The organism is Amnibacterium sp. (assembly GCF_051956055.1).
Taxonomy (GTDB): Bacteria; Actinomycetota; Actinomycetes; order Actinomycetales; family Microbacteriaceae; genus Amnibacterium.
The window spans coordinates 49,846-70,674 of the sequence record NZ_JBQCGC010000011.1; the positions used below are offsets into that span (position 1 = coordinate 49,846).

The 20,829-nt window shown below is 73.6% G+C and carries 22 protein-coding genes and 1 tRNA gene; 15 read left to right on the forward strand and 8 right to left on the reverse strand.

The genetic code is table 11. From position 1 onward, the window contains the following. The first annotated feature begins 43 nt into the window (after positions 1-43). Positions 44-343 carry a hypothetical protein gene (locus ACTHLI_RS01625; protein ID WP_440181053.1) on the forward strand — a complete coding sequence of 100 codons (300 nt, stop codon included), beginning with the start codon at positions 44-46 and terminating at the stop codon, positions 341-343. A gap of 27 nt (positions 344-370) precedes the next feature. Here the strand turns inward: ACTHLI_RS01625 and ACTHLI_RS01630 are convergent, their stop codons facing one another. From ACTHLI_RS01630 to ACTHLI_RS01640, 3 genes are read right to left on the reverse strand one after another with little or no spacing between them, the layout of a single operon-like run. Then, a complete protein-coding gene (locus ACTHLI_RS01630; RefSeq protein WP_440181055.1) occupies positions 371-1,741 on the reverse strand; it encodes an amidohydrolase family protein in 1,371 nt (456 codons plus the stop codon). A 43-nt stretch (positions 1,742-1,784) separates the two neighbouring features. Then, entirely contained in the window at positions 1,785-1,961 is a 177-nt protein-coding gene (locus ACTHLI_RS01635) for a hypothetical protein (protein WP_440181057.1), read from the reverse strand. A gap of 56 nt (positions 1,962-2,017) precedes the next feature. After that, positions 2,018-3,169, reverse strand: coding sequence for a hypothetical protein (locus ACTHLI_RS01640; RefSeq protein ID WP_440181059.1), 1,152 nt, complete (start codon positions 3,167-3,169; stop codon positions 2,018-2,020). A 125-nt stretch (positions 3,170-3,294) separates the two neighbouring features. Between ACTHLI_RS01640 and ACTHLI_RS01645 the strand changes: the two genes are divergently transcribed. Continuing rightward, complete coding sequence (locus tag ACTHLI_RS01645; protein WP_440181060.1) at positions 3,295-4,113, forward strand: SDR family oxidoreductase; 819 nt, start codon at positions 3,295-3,297, stop codon at positions 4,111-4,113. 57 nt (positions 4,114-4,170) lie between these two features. Here the strand turns inward: ACTHLI_RS01645 and ACTHLI_RS01650 are convergent, their stop codons facing one another. Both ACTHLI_RS01650 and pta read right to left on the reverse strand, forming a co-directional pair. Beyond that, entirely contained in the window at positions 4,171-5,289 is a 1,119-nt protein-coding gene (locus tag ACTHLI_RS01650) for an acetate/propionate family kinase (RefSeq protein WP_440181062.1), read from the reverse strand. Next, positions 5,286-7,382: a phosphate acetyltransferase gene (gene pta, locus ACTHLI_RS01655; protein ID WP_440181064.1), complete on the reverse strand. Its 2,097-nt coding sequence runs from the start codon at positions 7,380-7,382 to the stop codon at positions 5,286-5,288. The genes ACTHLI_RS01650 and pta overlap by 4 nt, the downstream gene beginning before the upstream one ends. Before the next feature lie 57 nt (positions 7,383-7,439). Here pta and ACTHLI_RS01660 point away from each other — a divergent pair, with 57 nt between their 5' ends. Together ACTHLI_RS01660 and ACTHLI_RS01665 are read left to right on the forward strand one after the other, a co-directional pair. Continuing rightward, the gene (locus ACTHLI_RS01660) at positions 7,440-7,910 is read left to right on the forward strand and encodes a nucleoside deaminase (protein ID WP_440181066.1); all 471 of its coding nucleotides are present in this window, start codon (positions 7,440-7,442) and stop codon (positions 7,908-7,910) included. A gap of 94 nt (positions 7,911-8,004) precedes the next feature. Further along, on the forward strand, positions 8,005-8,922 hold the full coding sequence (locus ACTHLI_RS01665; protein ID WP_440181068.1) for a DnaJ domain-containing protein: 918 nt from the start codon (positions 8,005-8,007) through the stop codon (positions 8,920-8,922). Between the two features lie 16 nt (positions 8,923-8,938). Here the strand turns inward: ACTHLI_RS01665 and ACTHLI_RS01670 are convergent, their stop codons facing one another. Continuing rightward, positions 8,939-9,208 (reverse strand): acylphosphatase, encoded by a 270-nt coding sequence (locus tag ACTHLI_RS01670; protein ID WP_440181115.1) that lies wholly within the window; start codon positions 9,206-9,208, stop codon positions 8,939-8,941. 46 nt (positions 9,209-9,254) lie between these two features. Between ACTHLI_RS01670 and ACTHLI_RS01675 the strand changes: the two genes are divergently transcribed. Further along, a complete protein-coding gene (locus ACTHLI_RS01675; RefSeq protein ID WP_440181070.1) occupies positions 9,255-9,683 on the forward strand; it encodes a DUF1810 domain-containing protein in 429 nt (142 codons plus the stop codon). A 55-nt stretch (positions 9,684-9,738) separates the two neighbouring features. Further along, positions 9,739-11,286: an alpha/beta hydrolase gene (locus ACTHLI_RS01680; RefSeq protein WP_440181072.1), complete on the forward strand. Its 1,548-nt coding sequence runs from the start codon at positions 9,739-9,741 to the stop codon at positions 11,284-11,286. Positions 11,287-11,411: 125 nt separating this feature from the next. On the opposite strand, the gene ACTHLI_RS01685 is transcribed toward ACTHLI_RS01680, so the two are convergent. Next, a tRNA-Leu gene (locus ACTHLI_RS01685) sits at positions 11,412-11,498 on the reverse strand. A gap of 121 nt (positions 11,499-11,619) precedes the next feature. Here ACTHLI_RS01685 and ACTHLI_RS01690 point away from each other — a divergent pair. Both ACTHLI_RS01690 and ACTHLI_RS01695 read left to right on the forward strand, forming a co-directional pair. Then, positions 11,620-12,912, forward strand: coding sequence for a M20/M25/M40 family metallo-hydrolase (locus ACTHLI_RS01690; protein WP_440181074.1), 1,293 nt, complete (start codon positions 11,620-11,622; stop codon positions 12,910-12,912). Positions 12,913-12,981: 69 nt separating this feature from the next. Continuing rightward, positions 12,982-13,968 (forward strand): pirin family protein, encoded by a 987-nt coding sequence (locus ACTHLI_RS01695; protein ID WP_440181076.1) that lies wholly within the window; start codon positions 12,982-12,984, stop codon positions 13,966-13,968. A gap of 42 nt (positions 13,969-14,010) precedes the next feature. Here the strand turns inward: ACTHLI_RS01695 and ACTHLI_RS01700 are convergent, their stop codons facing one another. Further along, on the reverse strand, positions 14,011-14,937 hold the full coding sequence (locus ACTHLI_RS01700) for a PAC2 family protein (RefSeq protein WP_440181116.1): 927 nt from the start codon (positions 14,935-14,937) through the stop codon (positions 14,011-14,013). 109 nt (positions 14,938-15,046) lie between these two features. On the opposite strand from ACTHLI_RS01700, the gene ACTHLI_RS01705 reads away from it, so the two are divergent. The 7 genes from ACTHLI_RS01705 to tatC all read left to right on the forward strand — a co-directional run bounded on the left by ACTHLI_RS01705 (position 15,047) and on the right by tatC (position 20,829). After that, positions 15,047-15,718, forward strand: coding sequence for an HAD family hydrolase (locus tag ACTHLI_RS01705; RefSeq protein WP_440181079.1), 672 nt, complete (start codon positions 15,047-15,049; stop codon positions 15,716-15,718). Then, a complete protein-coding gene (locus ACTHLI_RS01710; RefSeq protein ID WP_440181081.1) occupies positions 15,715-16,698 on the forward strand; it encodes a tRNA (adenine-N1)-methyltransferase in 984 nt (327 codons plus the stop codon). Before ACTHLI_RS01705 ends, ACTHLI_RS01710 begins: the two co-directional genes overlap by 4 nt. 28 nt (positions 16,699-16,726) lie before the next feature. Then, positions 16,727-17,698 (forward strand): FKBP-type peptidyl-prolyl cis-trans isomerase, encoded by a 972-nt coding sequence (locus tag ACTHLI_RS01715; protein ID WP_440181082.1) that lies wholly within the window; start codon positions 16,727-16,729, stop codon positions 17,696-17,698. A 7-nt stretch (positions 17,699-17,705) separates the two neighbouring features. Then, entirely contained in the window at positions 17,706-18,692 is a 987-nt protein-coding gene (locus ACTHLI_RS01720; protein WP_440181084.1) for a helix-turn-helix transcriptional regulator, read from the forward strand. After that, on the forward strand, positions 18,685-19,671 hold the full coding sequence (locus tag ACTHLI_RS01725; protein WP_440181086.1) for a helix-turn-helix transcriptional regulator: 987 nt from the start codon (positions 18,685-18,687) through the stop codon (positions 19,669-19,671). The genes ACTHLI_RS01720 and ACTHLI_RS01725 overlap by 8 nt, the downstream gene beginning before the upstream one ends. Positions 19,672-19,774: 103 nt before the next feature. Continuing rightward, positions 19,775-20,029, forward strand: coding sequence for a twin-arginine translocase TatA/TatE family subunit (locus ACTHLI_RS01730; protein WP_440181088.1), 255 nt, complete (start codon positions 19,775-19,777; stop codon positions 20,027-20,029). A gap of 50 nt (positions 20,030-20,079) precedes the next feature. Next, positions 20,080-20,829: a twin-arginine translocase subunit TatC gene (tatC, locus tag ACTHLI_RS01735; RefSeq protein ID WP_440181090.1), complete on the forward strand. Its 750-nt coding sequence runs from the start codon at positions 20,080-20,082 to the stop codon at positions 20,827-20,829.

The window sequence follows — 20,829 nt, forward strand, 5'->3', positions numbered from 1 at the left end:
CGCCGCCCAGCCGGTGCGGAGGCTGGTCGGTGACCATCGGGCGATGATCCAGGAAGAGACGCGCGGCGCCACGGTCGTGCTGGACCCGGATGCTCCCCGCCCCAACGGGATCGCGGTGGCGTCGCTCGTGCTCGGCCTCGTGGGGATCGCGGTCGGCATCATCCCGCTCTTCGTCGGGCTCGTGCTCAGCTTCGTGCCGACCGCGCTCGCGATCCTCTTCGGGCTGATCGGCCTGGCCCGCACCTCGACGAGACGGTCCGGCTTCGTGCCCGCGCTGCTCGGGCTCCTGCTCGGCGTCGGGACCGCCGCGCTCTGGACCACGGGGTACGGCATCGCCTGGTGACCCGCGCCGAGCCGTCCCGACCCGGGCTCAGGCGGGGTGGCCCCACTCGGCGGCGACGGCCGGCATGCGCCGGTGCACCTCGGCGACCGCCCGGGGCGCCAGGGGGTTCGTGGACACGCCGTCCTCCGCCACCAGCCGGCCGCCGATGTACACCTGCTTGAGGTTGCGCAGCGAGGTCGAGAGCACGTAGTTGCGGACCGGATGCCACAGCGGCCCCATGTCGGGCCGCGTCGGGTCGACGACCAGGAAGTCGGCGAACTTGCCGACCTCGAGGCTCCCGACCCGATCGGCGATGCCGAGCACCTCCGCGGAGCCGAGCACGGCCATCCGCAGCACCTCCTCCGGGAGCACCGAGCGAGGGTCGCCCGTCGCCGCCCGCACGGCGTAGAGGCCCATGCGCATGTTCTGCCACGGGTCGGAGACGTCCGTGCACGCCTGGTCGTCGAGGCCGATGCCGATCGGCATGCCCGCCGCTCTGATGCGCACGATGTCCGCGGTGCCGGAGGCGAGCCGGCCGTTGGAGGCGGGCTGCCACGACATCCGCGCACCGCCGGCGGCCGCCTGCTCGATGATCTCCGGGGTCGTCTGGATGAAGTGGCCGAAGATCAGGCCGAGCTCGAGCGCGCCCGCGTCGCGGTACCGGGCGAACTTGGAGCGCTGCAGCTCGACCTCGTCGCGGGTCTCGAGGAAGTGGGCCTCGTTGATGACGCCGTACCGGCGCATCGCGGCGACCTCGAGCTCGGCCGCGTTCGTGCGCGGCGACCACTGCACCGCCCCCATGATCGCGGCGCCGAGGCACTGGTCCTGGTCGAGTGCGCGGCAGTACTCGACCATGAGCCCGAACCGGTCCAGCACCTCCTCGTCCGTGCCGACGGCGTCGTCGAGGCTCGCCGCGTTGATGAAGCGGATGCCGCTGTCGACCTTGGCGTCGATCTGGGCGAGCTGCTGCGCGAGGGGACGGAGCTCGCCGGCGCCCGTCTTCGCGCCGTCGACCATCGGCTCCCACGGCAGGCGCGGGTCGGTGAAGTCGAACGCCGTCGTCGTGCCGTTCACGATGAAGTCGAGCGAGCCGTGGAGGGAGGACCAGTAGTAGTCCTCGGGGGAGGCGTGGCTCATGAGACCGAGCATCGAGTCGCACCAGCCGTAGAGGGTCGCCTCGGCCCCGAGACCGCGCGCGCCGCTGGTGAACAGGTGGCTGTGCGCGGACACGAACCCGGGCGCGACGAACGCGCCGGCGACGTCGAGCAGCTCCGCGCCGGGCACCACCGGCGGCTCCCCGTCGCCGATCGCCGCGATCCGGCCGTCCTCGACGCGCATCCACCCGCGCTCGCGGTAGCCGGAGCCGGAGCCGGAGCCGGCGAGCGTGATGAGGCGGGCGTTCACGACCAGCAGCGTCATGCCGCCAGTCTGTCGGGCGGATGTTTCGCCCGGTTTTCGCGGATCAGGCCTGGCCGGAGTCGTCCGCCTCCTCGGCCTCGAGCCCGGTCAGCTCGGGGTCGCGGGCATCGATCCGCTCCCGCTCCTCGAGCGCCTCCTCGATCGGCTCGGACGCGGGTGGCTCGGCCTGGTCGAGCACGTCCGCGACGTCGGCCCTGGACTCGTCGATGGGATCGCTCATCCCGCGAGCCTCCCAGAGCGACCCGATGGGCGGGTGGGAGACGCGTCAGCGCCGCGTCACTCGCCCAGCCGCATCGCGCGGTAGGCGTTCATCGTGGCCTCCGCCTCCGGGTCGGTGACGGTCACTGCCGGGCTCGTCATCGTGAGGGAGGGTGCGCCGAGCCTGCTGCCCGTGACCGAGACCGCGATGTCGGACCCCGCGTCCGCGTCCGTCGTGACGTAGGCGGCACCGGTGGCGCCCGGGATCGGGGTCCCGTCCCGGGTCCAGGCGTACCGGAAGGCCACGCCGGACGGTCCCCACGCTCCGGGGGACACGAGGAGGCGCGATCCGACGGACAGGTCGCCCTCCACCACCGGCTGGGTACCCCGCACGCCGACGCCGCAGGCGATGTCGTGGTCGATCCCGTGCTCCACCCACTGCACCATCCGCACGCGGCCGGCCGGGGTGAGCGATCCGGCGGAGCAGTTCGCGAGCGCACCGGAGCGGCTCGTCGCGCCCGCGATCCAGCTCGGTGCCCCGGAGAGGCCGACGCTGGGCGTCGCGTCGCCGACGATGAGGTGCCACTGCCGGCTGGTGGAGTAGATGCCGACGTCGGCGCCGGAGTCGCGGATCGCGGCCGCCATGCCCTCGAGCACCGCGAGGTTCGACTGGCGGTCCCAGCTCCAGGAGTTCATCGTCTCGACGTCGAGCCACCAGGTGCGCGTCGACGGGTCCGTCACCCCGCGGGAGGTCAGGTCGTCGACGCCCACGGAGTAGCCGTACACGTAGGCGCAGGCGGCGTCCTCGGCGCCTGAGCACGTCCCGGCCGGGTCGTTCACGGGCGTGCCGAGCCGGGTCAGGTCGCTGGTGGGCCACCAGTCGCCGAGGTGGCCGGGGTTCGCGGTGTTGACGTAGACGTCCGCGGGCAGGGACCGCCCGCCCGGACCCGTCCGGTCGCCCCAGGCGAGCTGCTCGGCGAGGCACGGGTTGGTGGTCGTCCCGGTCCCCGCGTTGACCCCGACGACCGCGATGTCACCCACCTGCGGCAGGCTCCTGTCGCACTGCGGGTAGGACACGTCGTGGCCGGTCGCCGTGGTCGTCTGCGTCGGCTGATCCGCGCCGGTCGTCCTCGCCGCGATCGCGGCCGTGCCGGCCGACCCCGCCGTCGCGGAGGCGCCCGTCAGCACCGCGGCGAGCGCGGCCGAGGCGAGCACGATCCGGCGGAGCATCGCGCCAGTATGACCGGAACCGGGGGCAACCGGGTGCCGACCGGCCGCGCGCGCGGCACCCGGTGCAGCGCGCCGGGAATGCGGGAGGACGCCCGCGCGCTGGGGCCCCCGTGGGAACCATCGCCGTGACCGGCGCGACCGGGGCCGTCGGCGGCCGGGTCGCGCGTCTCCTGGGCGCCGACCTCGGCCGGATGGTGGTCCGCGACGCGACCCGGGCGCCGGAGATCGAGGGGCGCCCGGCGGTGCGCGTCGCCGCATACGCCGACGACGCCGCGATGCGATCGGCGCTCGAGGGTGTCGACGTGCTCCTCCTCGTCTCGGGCGCGGAGGCGCAGGACCGGCTCGAGCAGCACCGGACCGCGGTCAGGGCCGCCGCCGAGGCCGGGGTCCGCCATGTCGTCTACACGAGCTTCGACGGCGCGGCTCCGGACGCGGACTTCACGCTCGGGCGCGACCACTGGCACACCGAACAGGCGATCCGGGAGTCGGGGATGCGCTGGACCTTCCTCCGGGACAGCTTCTACCTCGACTTCTTCCCGCTGTTCGCGGGGGAGGACGGCGCGATCCGCGGGCCCGCCGGCGACGGCAGGGTCGCGGCGGTCGCCAGGACGGACGTCGCGGACGCGGCGGTGGCGGTGCTGCGGGATCCCGATGCGCACGCGGGAGCGACCTACCCGCTCACCGGCAGGGAGGCGATCTCGTTCACCGAGGCCGCGGCGCGGATGACGGCGGCGCTCGGCCGGCCGTTCACCTTCGTGGACCAGACCCTCGAGGAGGCGTACGCGTCGCGCCGGGTGTGGACCACCGAGCAGTGGCAGCTCGACGCGTGGGTGAGCACCTACACGGCGATCGGCTCGGGGGAGCTCGCACGAACGACGGACCACGTCGCCCGGCTCACGGGTCACGCCCCGCGCACGCTCGAGGACGCCCTGCTCGGCCGGTAGGTGCGATTCGAAGGGGATCCTGCAGCGCCGACGGCCAGGATCCCCGTCGAGCTGCGCTCAGAGCACGGCGGCGGTCTGCCTGGCGATCTCCAGCTCCTCGTTCGTCGGCACGACGAGCACGGCGACGGGGGAGCCGTCCGGGGAGATCCGGCGCGGCTCCTTCGAGGCGACCTCGTTGCGGTCGGGGTCGACGTGCACCCCGAAGTGCTCCAGGCGCGCGAGGGTCCTTCGTCGCAGCAGGGAGTTGTTCTCGCCGACCCCCGCGGTGAAGACGATCGCGTCCAGCCCGCCGAGCTGGGCCATGTACGCGCCGACGTACCGCCTGATCCGGTGCCGGTACACCGCGAGCGCGGCCTCGGCCTGCTCGTCGCCGGCCGCGGCCGCCGCCTGCACGTCGCGCATGTCGCCCTTGCCCGTGAGCCCCTTGAGGCCGCTCTCCCGGTTCAGCATCGTCTCCAGCTCCTCGAAGCCGAGACCCGCCTGCCGGTGCAGATGGAACAGCGCAGCGGGATCGATGTCGCCCGACCTGGTGCCCATCACGAGGCCCTCGAGCGGGGTCATGCCCATCGAGGTGTCCACCGAGACCCCGCCGTCGACGGCGCAGGCGGAGGCGCCGTTGCCGAGGTGCAGCACGATCAGCTTCGACGACTCGAGCGGGATCCCCAGGAACTCGGCCGCCTTCCTCGACACGTACTGGTGCGAGGTGCCGTGGAAGCCGTACCGCCGGACCTGGTACCGCTCCGCGAGTCCGGCGGGGATCGCGTAGGTGGCCGCGGCGGCGGGGATCGTGCGGTGGAACGCCGTGTCGAACACCGCCACCTGGGGCACGTCGAGCACGGCCTGGGCGGCGCGGATGCCCTGGAGGTTCGCCGGGTTGTGGAGCGGCGCGAGCGCGGCGAGCTCGTCGATCGCGTGCTCCACCTCCGGCGTCACCACGGTCGCGCGGTCGAACCGGTCGCCGCCGTGCACGACGCGGTGCCCGACCGCGACGGGCGCCGGCTTCCCGGCGATGTCCGCGAGCGCCTCCCGCACCGCCGCCTCGTGGTCCCGCACGCCGCCGGCCTCGCCGATCCGCTCGACGGTTCCGGAGGCGTGCACCTCGGCGGTGCCCGGGTCCACGAGCTGGTACTTCAGCGACGACGAGCCGGCGTTGAGGACGAACACCGTGCTGCTCATGAGGGCACCTCCCCGGTCTGGGCCTGGATCGCGGTGATGGCGATCGTGTTCACGATGTCGCGGACGAGTGCGCCCCGCGACAGGTCGTTGATGGGCTTGTTCAGCCCCTGCAGCACCGGGCCGATGGCGAGGGCGTTCGACGACCGCTGCACCGCCTTGTACGTGTTGTTGCCGGTGTTGAGATCCGGGAACACGAACACCGTGGCCCTCCCCGCCACGGCGGAGCCGGGCATCTTCGTCGCGGCGACCTGCGGATCGGCTGCGGCGTCGTACTGGATCGGGCCCTCGACCAGCAGCTGCGGCGCGCGCTCGCGCACGAGCGCGGTCGCGGCGCGGACCTTCTCGACGTCCGCACCGCTGCCGGAGGTGCCGGTCGAGTAGGACAGCATCGCCACCCTCGGGTCGATCCCGAACTGCCGGGCCGTCCCGGCGGCCGAGATCGCGATGTCGGCGAGCTGCTCGCTCGTCGGGTCCGGGATCACCGCGCAGTCCCCGTACACGAGCACCCGGTCGGCGAGCGCCATGAGGAACACGCTCGAGACGACGGAGACGCCCGGGGCGGTCTTGATCAGCTCGAACGCGGGGCGGATGGTGTGGGCGGTCGTGTGCCTCGCCCCGGACACCATCCCGTCGGCCAGCCCCTCGTGCACCATCAGGGTGCCGAAGTAGGAGACGTCCGTCACCGTGTCCCGCGCGAGCTCGAGGGAGACGCCCTTGTGGGCGCGCTCGCGGGCGTAGACCTCGGCGAACCCCTCCTTGAGGACGCTCGTCGTCGGGTTGACGACGTGCGCGCGACCGAGGTCGATGCCGAGGCCCAGGGCCCGCGAGCGCACCTGCACCTCGTTGCCGAGGATCGTCAGCTCCGCCGCGTCCCGGGCGAGCACGATGCCCGCGGCCTCGAGCACCCGGTCGTCGTCCCCCTCCGGCAGCACGATGTGCCGCTTCCGGCTGCGCGCCCGCGAGAGCAGCCCGTACTCGAACATGAGCGGCGTCACGACGGCGGAGGCGTGCAGGTCGATGGCGTCGAGCAGCCGTTCGACGTCGACGTGCTCCTCGAACAGCGCCAGCGCCTCGGCCGCCTTCTGCGGCGACTCGGCCGCGAGCGTGCTCCGCACCGACGACACGGCGGTGGTGGTCTCGAAGGTGTCCAGCGGGGTCGAGGCGATCGGCAGGGCGATGTGCAGGCCGTCGATCAGGCGTGCGACGTCGGGCGGCAGCGGGAAGCCGCCGGTCAGCACGACGCCGGTGAGCGACGGGAAGGTCCGCGCGGCGTGGGCGAGCAGCACGCCGAGCAGCGTGTCGACCCGGTCGCTCGGGACGACGACCAGCGCACCCTCCATCAGCCGGGGGAGGACGTTCTCGAGCGTCATCGCCGCGACGACGATGCCGGAGACCGTGCGCTCGGTGAGGGCCGGGTCGCCGGCGATCTGCACGGCGTCCGCGGCGCGCAGCACGGAGCGCAACGGCGGGGCGACGAGCCCGGGATCCTCGGGGATCGCGGAGACCGGCACGTCGTCCGGGAGCAGCGGCCGCAGGGTCTGCGGGATCGCGTCGAGCTCACCCGGCTCGGCCCGGTTCACGATCACCCCGACGAGCTCGGCGTGCTCCGACCGGAACTCGCCGAGCGCGATCTCCGCGACCTGCTCGACCTCCCTGGCCGTCCTGCCCGTCCGGCCCTCCGGGCGCCTGCCGCCGAGCACCAGCACGACCGGGGCGCCGAGGTTCGCCGCGACCCGGGCGTTGAAGGAGAGCTCGGTGGGCGTGCCGACGTCCGTGTAGTCGCTGCCGACGACGAGCACCGCGTCGCAGCGGTCGGCCATCGCCCGGAACCGCTCCACGATCGTGGCGAGCGCCGCCTCCGGGTCGTGGTGCACGTCGGCGTAGGTGGTCCCGACGGCCTGGGCGGGCGACACGTCCGCGGTCGCGCGCCCGAGCAGCAGGTCGAGCACGTAGTCGCCGTCGCTGCTGCGGCTCACCGGCCGGAACACGCCGACCCGGGCGACCCGCCGGACGAGCGCATCGACCACGCCGAGGGCGACGGCGGACTTGCCCGTGTGCCCCTCCACCGAAGCCAGGTAGATGGTCTGAGGCATGCGCCGAGCCTAGGGAGGCGCGCTGTGCGCGGGCCAGCGGTCCACTACCGTCGCGGGATGGACGTGGACGGGCTGCTGCGGCGCGCCATCGCGCTCGCGGACGAGGCCAGGGCGGAGGGGAACCACCCGTTCGGCGCGCTGCTCGCGGACGCCGACGGCCGGGTGGTCCTCGAGGCGAGGAACACGGTCGGGACGACGCGCGACGTGACGGGGCACGCCGAGACGAATCTCGTGTCCGCCGCGACGCGGCGGTTCCTGCCTGCCGAGCTCGCCGGCATGACGCTGGTCACCAGCTGCGAGCCGTGCGCGATGTGCTCGGGCGCGATCCACTGGTCCGGGATCGGCGCCGTCGTCTACGGGCTCGCCGAGCGGGGTCTGCTCGCGCTCACCGGCGACGACCCCGAGAACCCGACCATGGACCTCCCGTGCCGCACGGTGCTGGGCGCCGGCCGGCGCGCGATCGCGGTGACCGGGCCGCGGCTCGAGGCGGAGGCCGCCGCCTCCCACGCCGGCTTCTGGCGCCCCTGACCCTCCCGAGCCCTGGCCCGAAGGGTGAGACGCCGCGCATGGGACCGCCCGGTACGGTGTGTCGCCGGAACCAGCCTGATCCGTGGAAGGTGCCATGCCGGACAGCCCGATGTCGGCCTCGCCGTACGAGGTGCTCGGCGTGCCGGCCAGCGCGTCGGACGAGGACCTCCGCCGCGCGTACCGCCGGCTGCTCCGGGCCACGCACCCGGACACCGGAGGCGACCCGCAGCGCTTCATCGCGGTGCAGGCGGCATGGGAGCGGGTCGGCAGCCCCGATGCCAGGGCGCAGTACGACCGCGGGCGCTCCCCGGTGGGGGAGCCCGCCTCCTGGGCCCCGTCCGCCGGTCACTCGGAGCGCACCGCGGGCACCAGGCCGACGGCGCGGACCTTCGGGCACCCGGGCGGGTGGCGCCGCGAGCGGTACCTCGCGCTGCTGCGCGAGTGGGTGGGGCTCGGGGAGGCGATCCCGGACCCCTACGACCCGGTGCTGGTCCGGCGGGCACCCCGCGAGATCCGCCACCTGCTCGCGGACGCGCTCGCGGAGGAGGCCACCGCACGCCGGCTCGCGACGCTCGGCATCGGCTACACGGTCTGGCACGACGTCGCGGCCGGGTCGCCGGACGAGAAGATCGACCACGTCGTGCTCGGTCCGACCGGGTTGTTCGCGATCCAGTCCGAGGACTTCGGCGCGCCGGTCGGCGTGCGCCGCGGCGAGCTGACCGGGGACGCGCTCGCGGGGGAGCGCCCGACGCACGAGCTCGCCGTCCGCGCGAGGGCGGTCGCCCGCTCGGCCCGGGTCCGCTTCACCGGGCTGCTGCTCGTGCTGCCGGACGAGCACCTCGCGGAGACCGCCGCGTCGCTCGGCACCTCGCGGGGCGCCGAGCAGGTCGTGCTCCGCGCCTCCGTGCTGCTCACCGCGCTGCGCGACGGCCTCCCGGACGCGCCGGCGGTCGGCGGCAACGAGATCTTCGAGGTCCGCACCCGGCTGCAGGCGACCATCCGCTTCGCGTAGCTGGGACGGGACGGGATCAGCGCGTGATCTCGAACGAGTCGGCCTCGAACGGCTCGACCGGTTCCGCGTCGACGTCGGCCACGGAGGCGAAGCGCGGGCCCTCCTCCAGCCAGGCGGCGAAGGCGTCCATCGCCGCCCGATCGCCCTGCGCGAGGATCTCCACCGCGCCGTCGTTCCGGTTCCGCACGCGCCCGACGACGCCCAGCCGCTCCGCCTCGCCCTGCGCCGACCATCGGAACCCGACGCCCTGCACCTGACCGGTCACCGTGAAGCGCCTCGCGATCATCACGCGACGACGGTAGTCGTGGAGCCTCCGGTCGTACCGTGCATCGATGACGTCGGACACCCACGACCTCGATCGCTTCCGCACCGCGCAGGACGCGCACGGCACCTACCCGACGGCGCTCGCCGAGCTGCGCGCCGGGAGGAAGCGCACGCACTGGATGTGGTTCGTGTTCCCGCAGCTCGCCGGGCTCGGCCGCAGCACGACCGCGATGTACTTCGCGATCGGCTCGCTCGACGAGGCCCGCGCCTACCTCGCCGACCCGGTGCTCGGTCCGCGGCTCGTCGAGTCCGCGCTCGCCGCGGCGGACGCCCCGGCCGACTCGGTGGAGGCGCTGCTCGGCGGGATCGACGCGATCAAGCTCAGGTCGTCGATGACGCTGTTCGCTCACGCGGCTCCGGAGGAGCCGGCGTTCCGGCGCGTGCTGGACCGCTGGTTCGACGGTCGGGAGGACGAAGCGACCACCTCGCGCATCTGACGGGCACGTGCAGGCGGTTACGCTGCGATCGGGTCCGACGCCGTAAGGGGGCGATGTGCGCCGACCGGTGGTGCTCGTGGTGGTCGTCGTGGTGCTCGTCGCGACGCTGGTGGCCGGGGTGGTCTCAGGGCTGCTGATCACCAGGGCGGAGACGGCGGCGCCGGTGCGGCCGCCGAAGATCGAGGCGAGCTGGCCGGCTCCCGCCCCGATCTCCTGGGCCGCCTGCACGACCAGGGCGCTCCGGGATGCGGGCGCCGAGTGCGCGATGGTGACCGTGCCGCTCGACTGGAGCAAGCCGCGCGACGGCCGCACCGTGCAGCTCGCGGTCTCCCGCGTCGCGCACACGGCATCGCCCTACGAGGGCGTCATGCTCGCGAACCCGGGAGGACCCGGCGCGAGCGGCCTGGACCTCGCGACGACGGGCGCGAGCGTGCCCGGCGGGATCGGCGCGCGCTACGACTGGATCGGCTTCGACCCCCGCGGGGTCGGCGCCTCCCGGCCCCGCGTGTCCTGCGACCCGACCTACGCGAACGGCCCGAGGCCCCCGTACACGCCCGCGACCGCCGCCAACGTGCGGGCGTGGGAGCAGCGGAGCGACGCCTACGCGGCCGCGTGCGGGAAGCGGAACGGCGCGATCCTCGAGCACATGACCACGCGGGACACCGCGAACGACATGGAATACCTCCGGATCGCGCTCGGCGCGCCCAGGATCAGCTACTACGGCTACTCGTACGGCACCTACCTCGGGGAGGTCTACGCGACGCTCTACCCCGGCCGGCTGAACAGGATGGTGCTCGACTCGACCGTCGATCCGACCAGGGTCTGGTACGGGTCCAACCTCGACCAGGACTTCGCGTTCCAGACCGCCATCGACCAGTGGTTCTCCTGGCTCGCGAAGCACGACGGCACCTACCACCTCGGGTCGAGCCAGCAGGCGGTGCAGGCGTCCTACGACCGCCTCGCCGCCCGGCTCGCGGCGAGTCCGGCGGACGGCGTGTTCGGCTCCGCGGAGCTCGCCGACACGCTGCTCTACGCCGGATACGGCCAGAACCTCTGGCCCGACCTGGGCGCCGCGTTCGCGGAGGCGACGAACGGCAGCTTCGCGACCATCGAGGAGTACTGGCGCGGCCTCAACCAGGTCACGGACGACAACGGCTACGCCGCCTACCTCGCGGTGGAGTGCACGGACGCGGCCTGGCCGACCGACTGGGCGACGTGGGTGACCGACGCGAAGCGGGTGAACGGCAAGGCGCCGTTCGAGACCTGGCCGAACACCTGGTTCAACGCGCCTTGCCGCAGCTGGCCGGCGAAGCCGAGCACGCCCGTCGACGTGAGCGGGGCGAAGGTCGGCCCGATCCTCATGATCGACGAGACGCTCGACGCCGCGACCCCCTTCAGCGGGAGCCTCGTCGTCCGGAAGCTGTTCCCGCGCGCGCGGCTGCTCGCCGAACCCGGCGGCACCAGCCACGCGGACTCGCTGAACGGCAACCGCTGCGTCGACGACACGATCGCGGCGTACCTCGCCGACGGGACGCTGCCTTCGAGGAAGGCGGGCGACGGCCCGGACACGACCTGCGCGCCCCTCCCGACCCCGACGCCCTGAGCCTCCGGAGCACCCTCCTGCGGCGATTCCCGACTGCTGCGCCCGCGATCCACGCCGCACGAGTCCTGAATCGCCGCACCACCGGAGGACGACGAAAGGGCCGCGCTCGCGCGCGGCCCTTCTCGTGGTGTCCGAGGGGGGACTTGAACCCCCACGCCCTATACGGGCACTAGCACCTCAAGCTAGCGCGTCTGCCATTCCGCCACCCGGACCGGTGTGCGCCTCCCGGCGCCGAGCGAGAACATTACCCGATCCGCGGACGCCCCACCGACGCCCCGGCGATTGCGCGCCGTCGTCGGGACCCTCCGGTGCCGCGGCGGCTAGCGTGGAGCCGTGACCGGGCTCAGCCGCACCGCGACCATCGCGCGGGATCTCGTCCGCTTCCCCTCCGTCAACTGGGGTGCGGGGAGGAGCGACGGCGAGACCGAGGCGGCCGGCTACGTCGAATCCGTGCTCACCGGGATGGGGCTCAGGACTCAGCTGTTCGAGCCGGAGCCCGGCCGGGTCTCGGTCGTCACGCGGGTCGAGGGCCGCACCCGCGAGCCCGCGCTGGTGCTGCACGGGCACACCGACGTGGTGCCGGCCGATCCGGCGAACTGGAGCGTCGACCCCTTCGCCGGGGAGATCCGCGACGGGCTGCTCTGGGGCCGCGGCGCCGTGGACATGAAGGACATGGACGCGATGATGCTCGCGTCGCTCGAGACGATCCTCGGCTCCGGCCGGCAGCCGGCCAGGGACCTCGTCGTCGCGTTCTTCGCCGACGAGGAGGCCGGCGGCGTCCTCGGCTCCCACTGGGTGGTCGACCACCACCCCGAGCTGTTCGCAGGGGCGACGGAGGCGATCAGCGAGGTCGGCGGCTACTCGGTGGACCTCGCGGGGAAGCGGGCGTACCTGCTCCAGACCGGGGAGAAGGCGCTCGTCTGGGTGAAGCTCACCGCGCGCGGCCCTGCCGCCCACGGCTCACGCCTGATCCGCGACAACGCGGTGACGAAGCTCGCGGAGGCGGTCGCGCGGATCGGGCGCAAGGACTGGCCGATCCGGCTGACGGACACGACCAGGGCGCTCGTCGACGAGCTCGGCCGCATCCTCGGCATCGACCCGGCGCAGGCCGGGGAGGACGCGGTGGTGCTCGCCTCCGGCACCGCCTCCGGGTTCATCCTCGCGACCCTCCGCACCACGACGAACCCGACCGTGCTCGAGGCCGGCTACAAGCACAACGTGATCCCGGACACGGCGAGCGCGCTCGTCGACATCCGCACGCTCCCCGGGGAGGAGTCGGCGGTGCTCGCGGAGCTCAGGGAGCTCGTCGGGCCGGAGATCGAGATCGAGATCATCCACGAGGACGTCGGGCTCGAGAACCCGTTCGCGGGCCCCCTCGTCGACAAGGTGATCGCGCTCCTCGGCGAGCACGACCCGGGCGCGCCCGTGCTGCCGTACCTGATGTCCGGCGGCACGGACAACAAGGCGCTGTCGAAGCTCGGGATCACCGGCTACGGGTTCGCGCCGCTGCAGCTGCCCGCGGAGCTGAACTTCCCCGCGATGTTCCACGGCGTCGACGAGCGCGTGCCGCTCGCGTCGCTCGACTTCGGCACGCAGGTGCTGACCGACCTCCTGCTCACGTACTGACGACCCTTCGTCGTTCAGGAGATCCGGGCGCGGCGCCCGCCTTTCTCCTGAACGACGAAGAATGTCCTCGTGAGCGTGACGGAGCGGGACCCGGACCTGGTCGACGCGAGCGCGGCCGAGCCCGCGCCACCGGAGCTGCTGCTGCCCCGGGAGGTGCCGCTCGGCGGCCCGCGGGCGATGCGGGTGCAGCGCACGCTGCCGCAGCGGCAGCGCTCCCTGATCGGCGCGTGGTGCTTCGTCGACCACTACGGCCCTGACGACCTGTCGGAACGCGGCGGGATGCGGGTGCCCGGTCATCCCCACACGGGGCTCGCGACCGTGACCTGGCTCTTCGAGGGGGAGGTCGAGCACCGCGACACCACCGGTGCGGCGCAGGTCGTGCGCCCCGGCGAGGTGAACCTGATGACCGCAGGCGACGGCGTGGCGCACTCCGAGTACTCGCTGGCAGGCACGTCGGTCGTCCACGGCGCCCAGCTCTGGTTCGCGCTGCCCGCCGCGGTCGCCAGCGGCCCGCGCCGCTTCGAGCACGCCGCCCCGGAGGCGCGGTCGATCGCCGGGGCGCTGGTGCGGGTGTTCGTGGGGGAGTGGCTCGGCAGCTCCGGCGCTCCGCAGGCCCCCACCGCGCTCGTCGCCGCGGAGGTGCGGCTGCCGCCCGGCCTGCGCTGGGAGGCGGTCGTCGACCCCGCGCACGAGCTCGGGGTGCTCGTCGACACCGGGGAGGTCGTCGTGGCCGGGCTGCGGGCGACGCGCTCGCAGCTGGTCGCGATGTCGCCGGGCCGCAGCACGCTCGTGCTCGAAGCGGGCGCGGAGGGGGCGCGCGTGCTCGTCCTCACGGGGGAGCCGTTCCCCGACCCGGTCACCATGTGGTGGAACTTCGTGGGCCGGGACCACGACGACATCGTCGCCGCGCGCGCCGACTGGCAGGCGCAGGTGGCGGCTCACCGCGCCTCCGGCACCGCGGACGGCCGGTTCGGGCCGCACCCCGCTGCGTGGGAGGACGTGCTGCCTGCCCCGGAGCTGCCGACGGTCCGGCTGAAGCCGCGCGTGCGCCGCTGAGGCGCCCGGAGAGCGGCGGGCCGGCACCGGCCGGCGGCGCGCTCAGTCGCCCGGCCGCCAGGGGGGCGGCTGCTCGCCGCGGCCGGGGCCCTCGCCCCGGCGCAGGTACCGCTCGAACTCGCGCGCGATCGCCTCGCCGGAGGCCTCGGGCGAGTCGACCGTGTCGCGCGCCTTCTCGAGCTGCTCGATGTAGGCGGCCATGTCCTCGTCCTCGCTCGCGAGGGCGTCGATGCCGCTCTCCCACGCCTCGGCCTCGGCGTCGAGGTCGCCGCGCGGCACCGTGATCCCGAGCACGCTCTCGAGCCGCTCGATGAGCGCCAGGGTCGCCTTGGGCGACGGCGCGTTGTGCACGTAGTGGGGCACGGAGGCCCAGATGGAGACCGAGGGGATGCCGACGCGCGCGGCCGCGTCCGAGATCACGGAGAGGATCCCGACCGGGCCCTCGTAATTGCTGCGCTCGAGCTCGAGGTCGGTGCGCACCTCGGCGTCGTCGCTCGAGGCGAAGGTCGAGATCGGCCGCGTGTGCGGCACGTCCGCGAGCATCGAACCGAGCGTGACGATGCCCTCCACGTCGGCGACCAGCGCCGCGTCGACGATCTCCGCCACGAAGGCGCGCCAGCTGCGGGACGGTTCGGTGCCGAGCAGCACGAACAGGTTGTCCCGGTCGATCCGCTCCTCCGGCTCGGTGACCTCGGGCACCACGCCGCGCCCGCGGGTCCGCCTGACCGGTCCCCACATCGTCGCGCCGGGCCACGTGAGCCGCTTCACGCCGTGCTCGTCCACGCCGACCGTCGGCCGGTTGAACTGGTAGTCCATGTAGAGCTCGGGATCGATCTCGAGCAGCGGGGTCAGCGGCAGGGCGTCACGGACCGTGCGGACGGCGTTCGTCGCCGCCTCACCCGCGTCGTTCCATCCCTCGAACGCCACCACCAGGACGCGTCCCCGCTGGAATCGTCTCGTCTGAGCCAATCGCACCGCTTCCGTCTGCCATCGGCGTCCGCCGAATCCGACCCACCCTAGGACGACCGCCTCGGGGCCGAAGCGGTGTTCGCTCACCGCGTCGCTATCCTCAGGGCCGATGACCGTGCCGAAGCTCCCCTCCGCCGTGCTCTGGGACATGGACGGCACCCTCGTCGACACCGAGCCGTTCTGGTTCGCCGCCGAGACCGAACTCGTCGGCCGCTTCGGCGGCACCTGGACGCACAGCCAGGCGATCACGCTCGTCGGCAGCGGGCTCCGGGACGGCGCGCGGGTGCTGCAGGACCACGGCGTCGCGATGACCGTCGACGAGATCGTCGACTGGCAGACCGACTTCGTCACCGGGCGGCTCGTCGCCCCGCTGCCGTGGCGCCCGGGCGCGCTCGCGCTCCTCTCCGGCCTCCGCGACGCGGGCGTGCCGACCGCGCTCGTCACCATGTCCGTGCGGCGGATGGCGGAGGCGGTCGCGGCCGCCCTGCCGTTCGGCGGCTTCGACGTGATCGTCGCCGGCGACGACGTCGCCCTCCCGAAGCCGGACCCGGAGGCGTACCTGCTCGCCGCGGACCGCCTCGGCGTCGACGTCCGCACCTGCGTCGCGATCGAGGACTCGCCTCCTGGCCTCGCGGCGGCCGTCGCGTCCGGAGCGGCGACGGTCGGCGTCCCGCACCACGCGGTACTGCCGGACGGGGACCGCTGGCGGCTGTGGGCGACCCTCGACGGCCGCGGGCCCGAGGACCTCGCCGCGGTCGCGCTCGAGCTGGCCGCCCGATGACCGGGCCGTTCCGCGCGGGGGACCGCGTGCAGCTGACCGGCCACAAGGGCCGCCGCAACACCATCACCCTCGCCGCGGGCGGGGTGTTCCACACCCACCGCGGCACGCTCGAGCACGACCTGCTCATCGGCGCACCCGACGGCAGCGTGGTCACGGGGTCCGACGGCACCCGCTACCTGGCGCTCAAGCCGCTGCTCACGGACTACGTCATGTCCATGCCGCGGGGCGCCGCGATCGTGTACCCGAAGGACGCGGGCCAGATCATCGCCTCCGCCGACATCGCGATCGGCCAGCGGGTCGTGGAGGCCGGCGTCGGCAGCGGCGCTCTGACGCTCTGGCTGCTGCGCGCCGTGGGGGAGACCGGCACCGTGCACTCGGTCGAGCGCCGCCAGGAGTTCGCCGACGTCGCCGCCGACAACGTCGCCGGCTTCTTCGGGGGTGCACCGGACCGGTGGACGCTCACGACCGGCGACCTCGCCGCGGTGCTCGACGCCGGTGAGCCGGAGGTCGCCGACCGCGTCGTGCTCGACATGCTCGCGCCGTGGGAGGTCGTGCCGGCGGTCGAGCGAGCGCTCGCGCCCGGCGGCGTCGTCATCGCGTACATCGCCACCGTCCCGCAGCTGTCGCGGGTCGTGGAGGCGCTGCGGGACACCGGCGCGTTCACCGAGCCGCTCGCGACGGAGACGATGGTGCGCGGCTGGCACGTGGACGGGCTCGCCGTGCGACCGGACCACCGGATGGTCGCCCACACCGGGTTCCTCGTGACCGCGCGGCGCCTCGCGCCAGGGGCGGAGGCACCCCGCACCTCCCGCCGGGCGCCGAAGACCTTCGCCGACGAGGACGTCGAGCTGTGGACGCCCGGCGCGATCGGCGAGCGGGAGAAGAGCCCGAAGCGCATCCGGAAGGCGGCGCGACAGGCGGCGGAGATCGCGGAGGCGCGCTCGCCCGGCGAGCACGACACCGGCGACGCGGACGAGTAGGGCGGCGACTCTGGCAGGATCTCTGACCGTGCACCGGACCGCTCGACTCCTCGCCGGCGGCGTCGTCCTCGCCTCGATCGCCGCAGCCCTGACGGGCTGCACGGGCGGGACGGGGAGCGTCGACGGGTGCACGCCGCCCGTCTCCTCCGGCCAGGCCTCCGAGTCGGTCCGCGCGACGGGGAACGTCGGCACCGCCCCGTCCGTGTCGTTCGCGACGCCGCTGCACGCGAACCGCACCGAGGTGAGCGTGCTCACACCCGGCCACGGCGCACCGATCTCCGCCGCGCAGGAGGTGTCGGTCGAGGTCACCTTCCTGAGCGGCACGACCGGAGCCGAGGTCACGAGGACCGACTACACCGGCGCGACGCCCGCCCGGTTCGTGGTCGGCACCGTGCAGATCCCCGGGCTCCGCAAGGCGCTCGTGTGCTCCCAGGTCGGTGAGCGGCTCGCCGTCGTGCTGCCGCCGGGGCAGGCCATCCCGGCCGCTTCCCGGCCGACGGGCCTGTCGGCCTCCGACACGGTCGTCGCGGTCGTCGACGTCCGCGACGCCTACCTCGCGCGCGCGGACGGCACGAACCAGGTGATGGGGGACGGGCTGCCCTCGGTCGTGCTCGGGCCGGACGGACGCCCCGGGATCACGCTGCCGCAGAGCACGCCCCCGTCGAAGCTCCGGGTGGCGAACCTCAAGGACGGCGACGGGGCGACGATCCGCGACGGCGACACCGCGGTCATCCACTACACGGGCGTCGTCTGGAAGCCCGGGGACGCGGCGAACGGCACGGTCTTCGACTCCAGCTGGACCTCCGGCTCCCCGGTGGACGTGGTCGTCAAGAAGGGGCAGACCGTCCCGGGGCTCGTCACCGCGCTCGCAGGCCAGAAGGTGGGCTCCCAGGTGCTGGCGATCCTGCCCCCTTCGCAGGCCTACGGCGGGCAGTCGACCTCCACGATCCCGGCGAACGCGACGCTCGTCTTCGTGGTCGACATCCTGGGCAAGGCCTGACGTCGCCGTGCCGGCCGCGGTCTCGAACGAGGAGCGCCTCTTCAGCCTGGTGCTCGCGCTGCTCGCGACCGAGACGGGGCTGACGAAGGCGGACATCCTCTCGTCGGTGCAGGGGTACCGCCAGCGGTACCGCCCGAACGGCGGCAACGCCTCCCTCGAGCGCCAGTTCGAGCGCGACAAGGAGGACATCCGCGATCTCGGCGTGCCGCTCGAGTCGATCGAGCTGCCCGCGGACCAGGGCGCGGTGCAGTACACCCGCTACCGCATCCCCAAGGGGGAGTACGACCTCCCCGCCGACGTCACGTTCACGCCGCAGGAGATCGCGCTGCTCGACCTCGCCGCGCTCGCCTGGCGGGAGGGCTCGCTGTCGGGCGAGTCGCGGCGCGCGCTCATGAAGCTCCGCTCGCTCGGCATCGAGTCGGAGGAGCCGCTCATCGGGTTCGCCCCGCGGCTGCGGGCCCGCGACGCCGCGTTCGATCCGCTCCGCGACGCGATCGAGCGCCGGCGGGTCGTGCAGTTCGGGTACCTCAAGCCGGGGGAGTCGCGGGTGCGCCGGCGCAGGGTCGCCCCGCTCGCGCTCGTCCAGTTCGGCGGCCGCTGGCACGTGCACGGGACCGACCTCGCCGCGAAGGGCCGCCGCACGTTCCTGCTCAGCCGCATCGCGGGGGCCGTGGAGGAGACCGGGGAGGGCTTCGAGGCACCGGAGGGCGTGCCCGCCGAGGACGCGCTCGACGGCCTGAACGCCGTGTTCCGCGCGAACCGGGCGCTGCTCGAGCTCACCCCGGACACCGACGCGGCCGCGCGCCTCGGCTCGCGCGGGGAGCCCGCGGGCGACGGTGTCGTCGCCGTCCACTTCACCGACCTCGCGCTGTTCGCCGACGACGTCGCGGCCTTCGGCCCGGAGGTGCTGGTGCTCGAACCACCGGAGCTCGTCGAAGCGGTCCGCGATCGGCTCGCCGCGGTCGTCGCGGCACATGGGGGCGGAGATGCCTGACGCGCAGCCGCTCCGGGTGCAGGACCGCCTCGCGTTCCTGCTCGCGCTCGTCCCGTACCTGCTCGACAACGACGGCGTGAACGTCGCGCAGGCCGCTGCGCACTTCGGGGTGCCCGAGCAGCGGATCCGCGACGCGGTCGAGCTGATCGCCATGTCCGGGGTGCCGGGGGAGACGAAGGCGTACCAGCCGAACGACCTGTTCGACATCGACTGGGACCGACTCGAGCAGCGGGACGAGATCGCGATCACCCACCAGGTCGCGATCGACGACTCGCCCCGGTTCTCGGCCCGCGAGGCGGCCGCGCTCATCGCCGGCCTGCAGTACGTCGCCGCGCTGCCCGCCAACGCCGACCGGGAGACCGTCGCACGCCTGACGGCGAAGCTCACGAGGGCGGCGAGCGGCGCCCCCGCCGCCGTCGCGGTCGCGGCAGGCGCGGACACCCGCCTCGGGCTGGTGCGGGAGGCGGTGGCGGCCGGAACCGTGCTCGTCTTCGACTACCTGAACGGGCGGGACGAGCGGGAGGAACGCACGGTCGAGCCGCTCCGCGTGGAGTCCGTCGACGAGTCCTGGTACCTCCGGGCGTGGGACCGCTCCCGGCGCGCGCTCCGCACGTTCCGCCTCGATCGCATGCGCGACGTGCGGACGCTGCCGGGCACCGCACCCGAGCGCCCGGAGGACATCGAGCTGCCCGAGCGGATCTTCCAGCCCTCCAAGCGCGACCGCTCGGTCACGATCGAGGTCGCGGAGGCGGCGCTGCCGCTGCTCGCGGACTTCCTGGGCGACCGCCCGCAGACCGAGCCCGCGCGCCGCGGGTGGGTGCGCACGCGCCTCCGGATCGCGCACCTGCACGGCCTCAAACGGCTCGCCGCCGGCCGCGCCGGGCTGCTCGTGGTCGTCGAGCCGGAGGACGCGCGCCAGGCGGTGCACGACTGGGCGAGCGCGGGGCTCGCGCGCTACGAGCAGCCGTCGACGCGCTGAACCGACCGTTATCCGACTGCGCCCGAGAACGGCCCGCACGCGGTTACACTGCCGTGAGTGCATCGCCGCACATCGAGGCGAGCCGAACTGACTGGAGCATCTCATGCCGCTCGGGAACCTCTTCGACGGACCGCACCTCATCATCTTCGCGCTCGTGATCCTGGTGCTCTTCGGTGCGACGAAGCTGCCCATCTTCGCGAAGGGCCTCGGCCAGTCGATCAAGATCTTCCGCAAGGAGGTCACCGACGTGCAGGACGACATGGCGAAGGACCGCAAGCAGCGCAGCGACGAGCACATGGACCGTGAGCCGGTCGTCGTGCCGGAGTCGCAGGCGCGTCGCGCGTCTGAGGACCGCTGACCTCCACCACGGGCTCGCGGGCGCGCAGGAGCGCCAATAACGAGCGGCGCATGCCGCTCGTCGAGCACCTGCTCGAGCTGCGCAAGCGGGCCATGATCGCCGCGGTCGCGATCATCGCGGCCGGCATCGCAGGGTTCTTCCTGTCCCAGCTCGTGCTCGAGGAGTTGAGCGGTCCGCTGAAGGCGGTCGGGAACGGCCGGCTCGCGACGATCAACTTCCCGAGCGTCACGAGCGCGTTCGACGTGCGCATCGAGATCGCGCTCGTCGTGGGCATCGTGATCGCGAGCCCGATCTGGCTCTACGAGATCTTCGCCTTCCTGACGCCGGCGTTCACCCGGCAGGAGAAGAAGTACGTCTTCGGCTTCTTCTTCTCGGCGGTGCCGCTGTTCCTGATCGGCTGCGGGGCCGGCTTCCTGATCATCCCGCACATCGTGGCGCTGATGGTCGGGTTCGCGGTGCCCGGCAGCTCGTCCCTCGTGGACGCGAAGGACTACCTCGACTTCGCGCTGCGGCTGATGCTGGCCATCGGCATCGCGTTCGTGCTGCCGGTCTTCCTGGTTCTGCTGAACTTCGCGGGCGTGCTCGCGGGGGCGACGATCCGCAAGGGGTGGAAGATCGCGATCCTGGCGATCACCGTGTTCACGGGCATCGCCACCCCGGCAGCCGACCTCATCTCGATGTTCATGCTGGCGCTCCCGATGGTCGTGCTCTACTTCGCCGCCGTGGGCATCGCCCTCGTGCACGACAAGCGCAAGGCCCGGCGCGACGCAGCGATCCTCGAGGGCGCGGGTAGCCTGTAG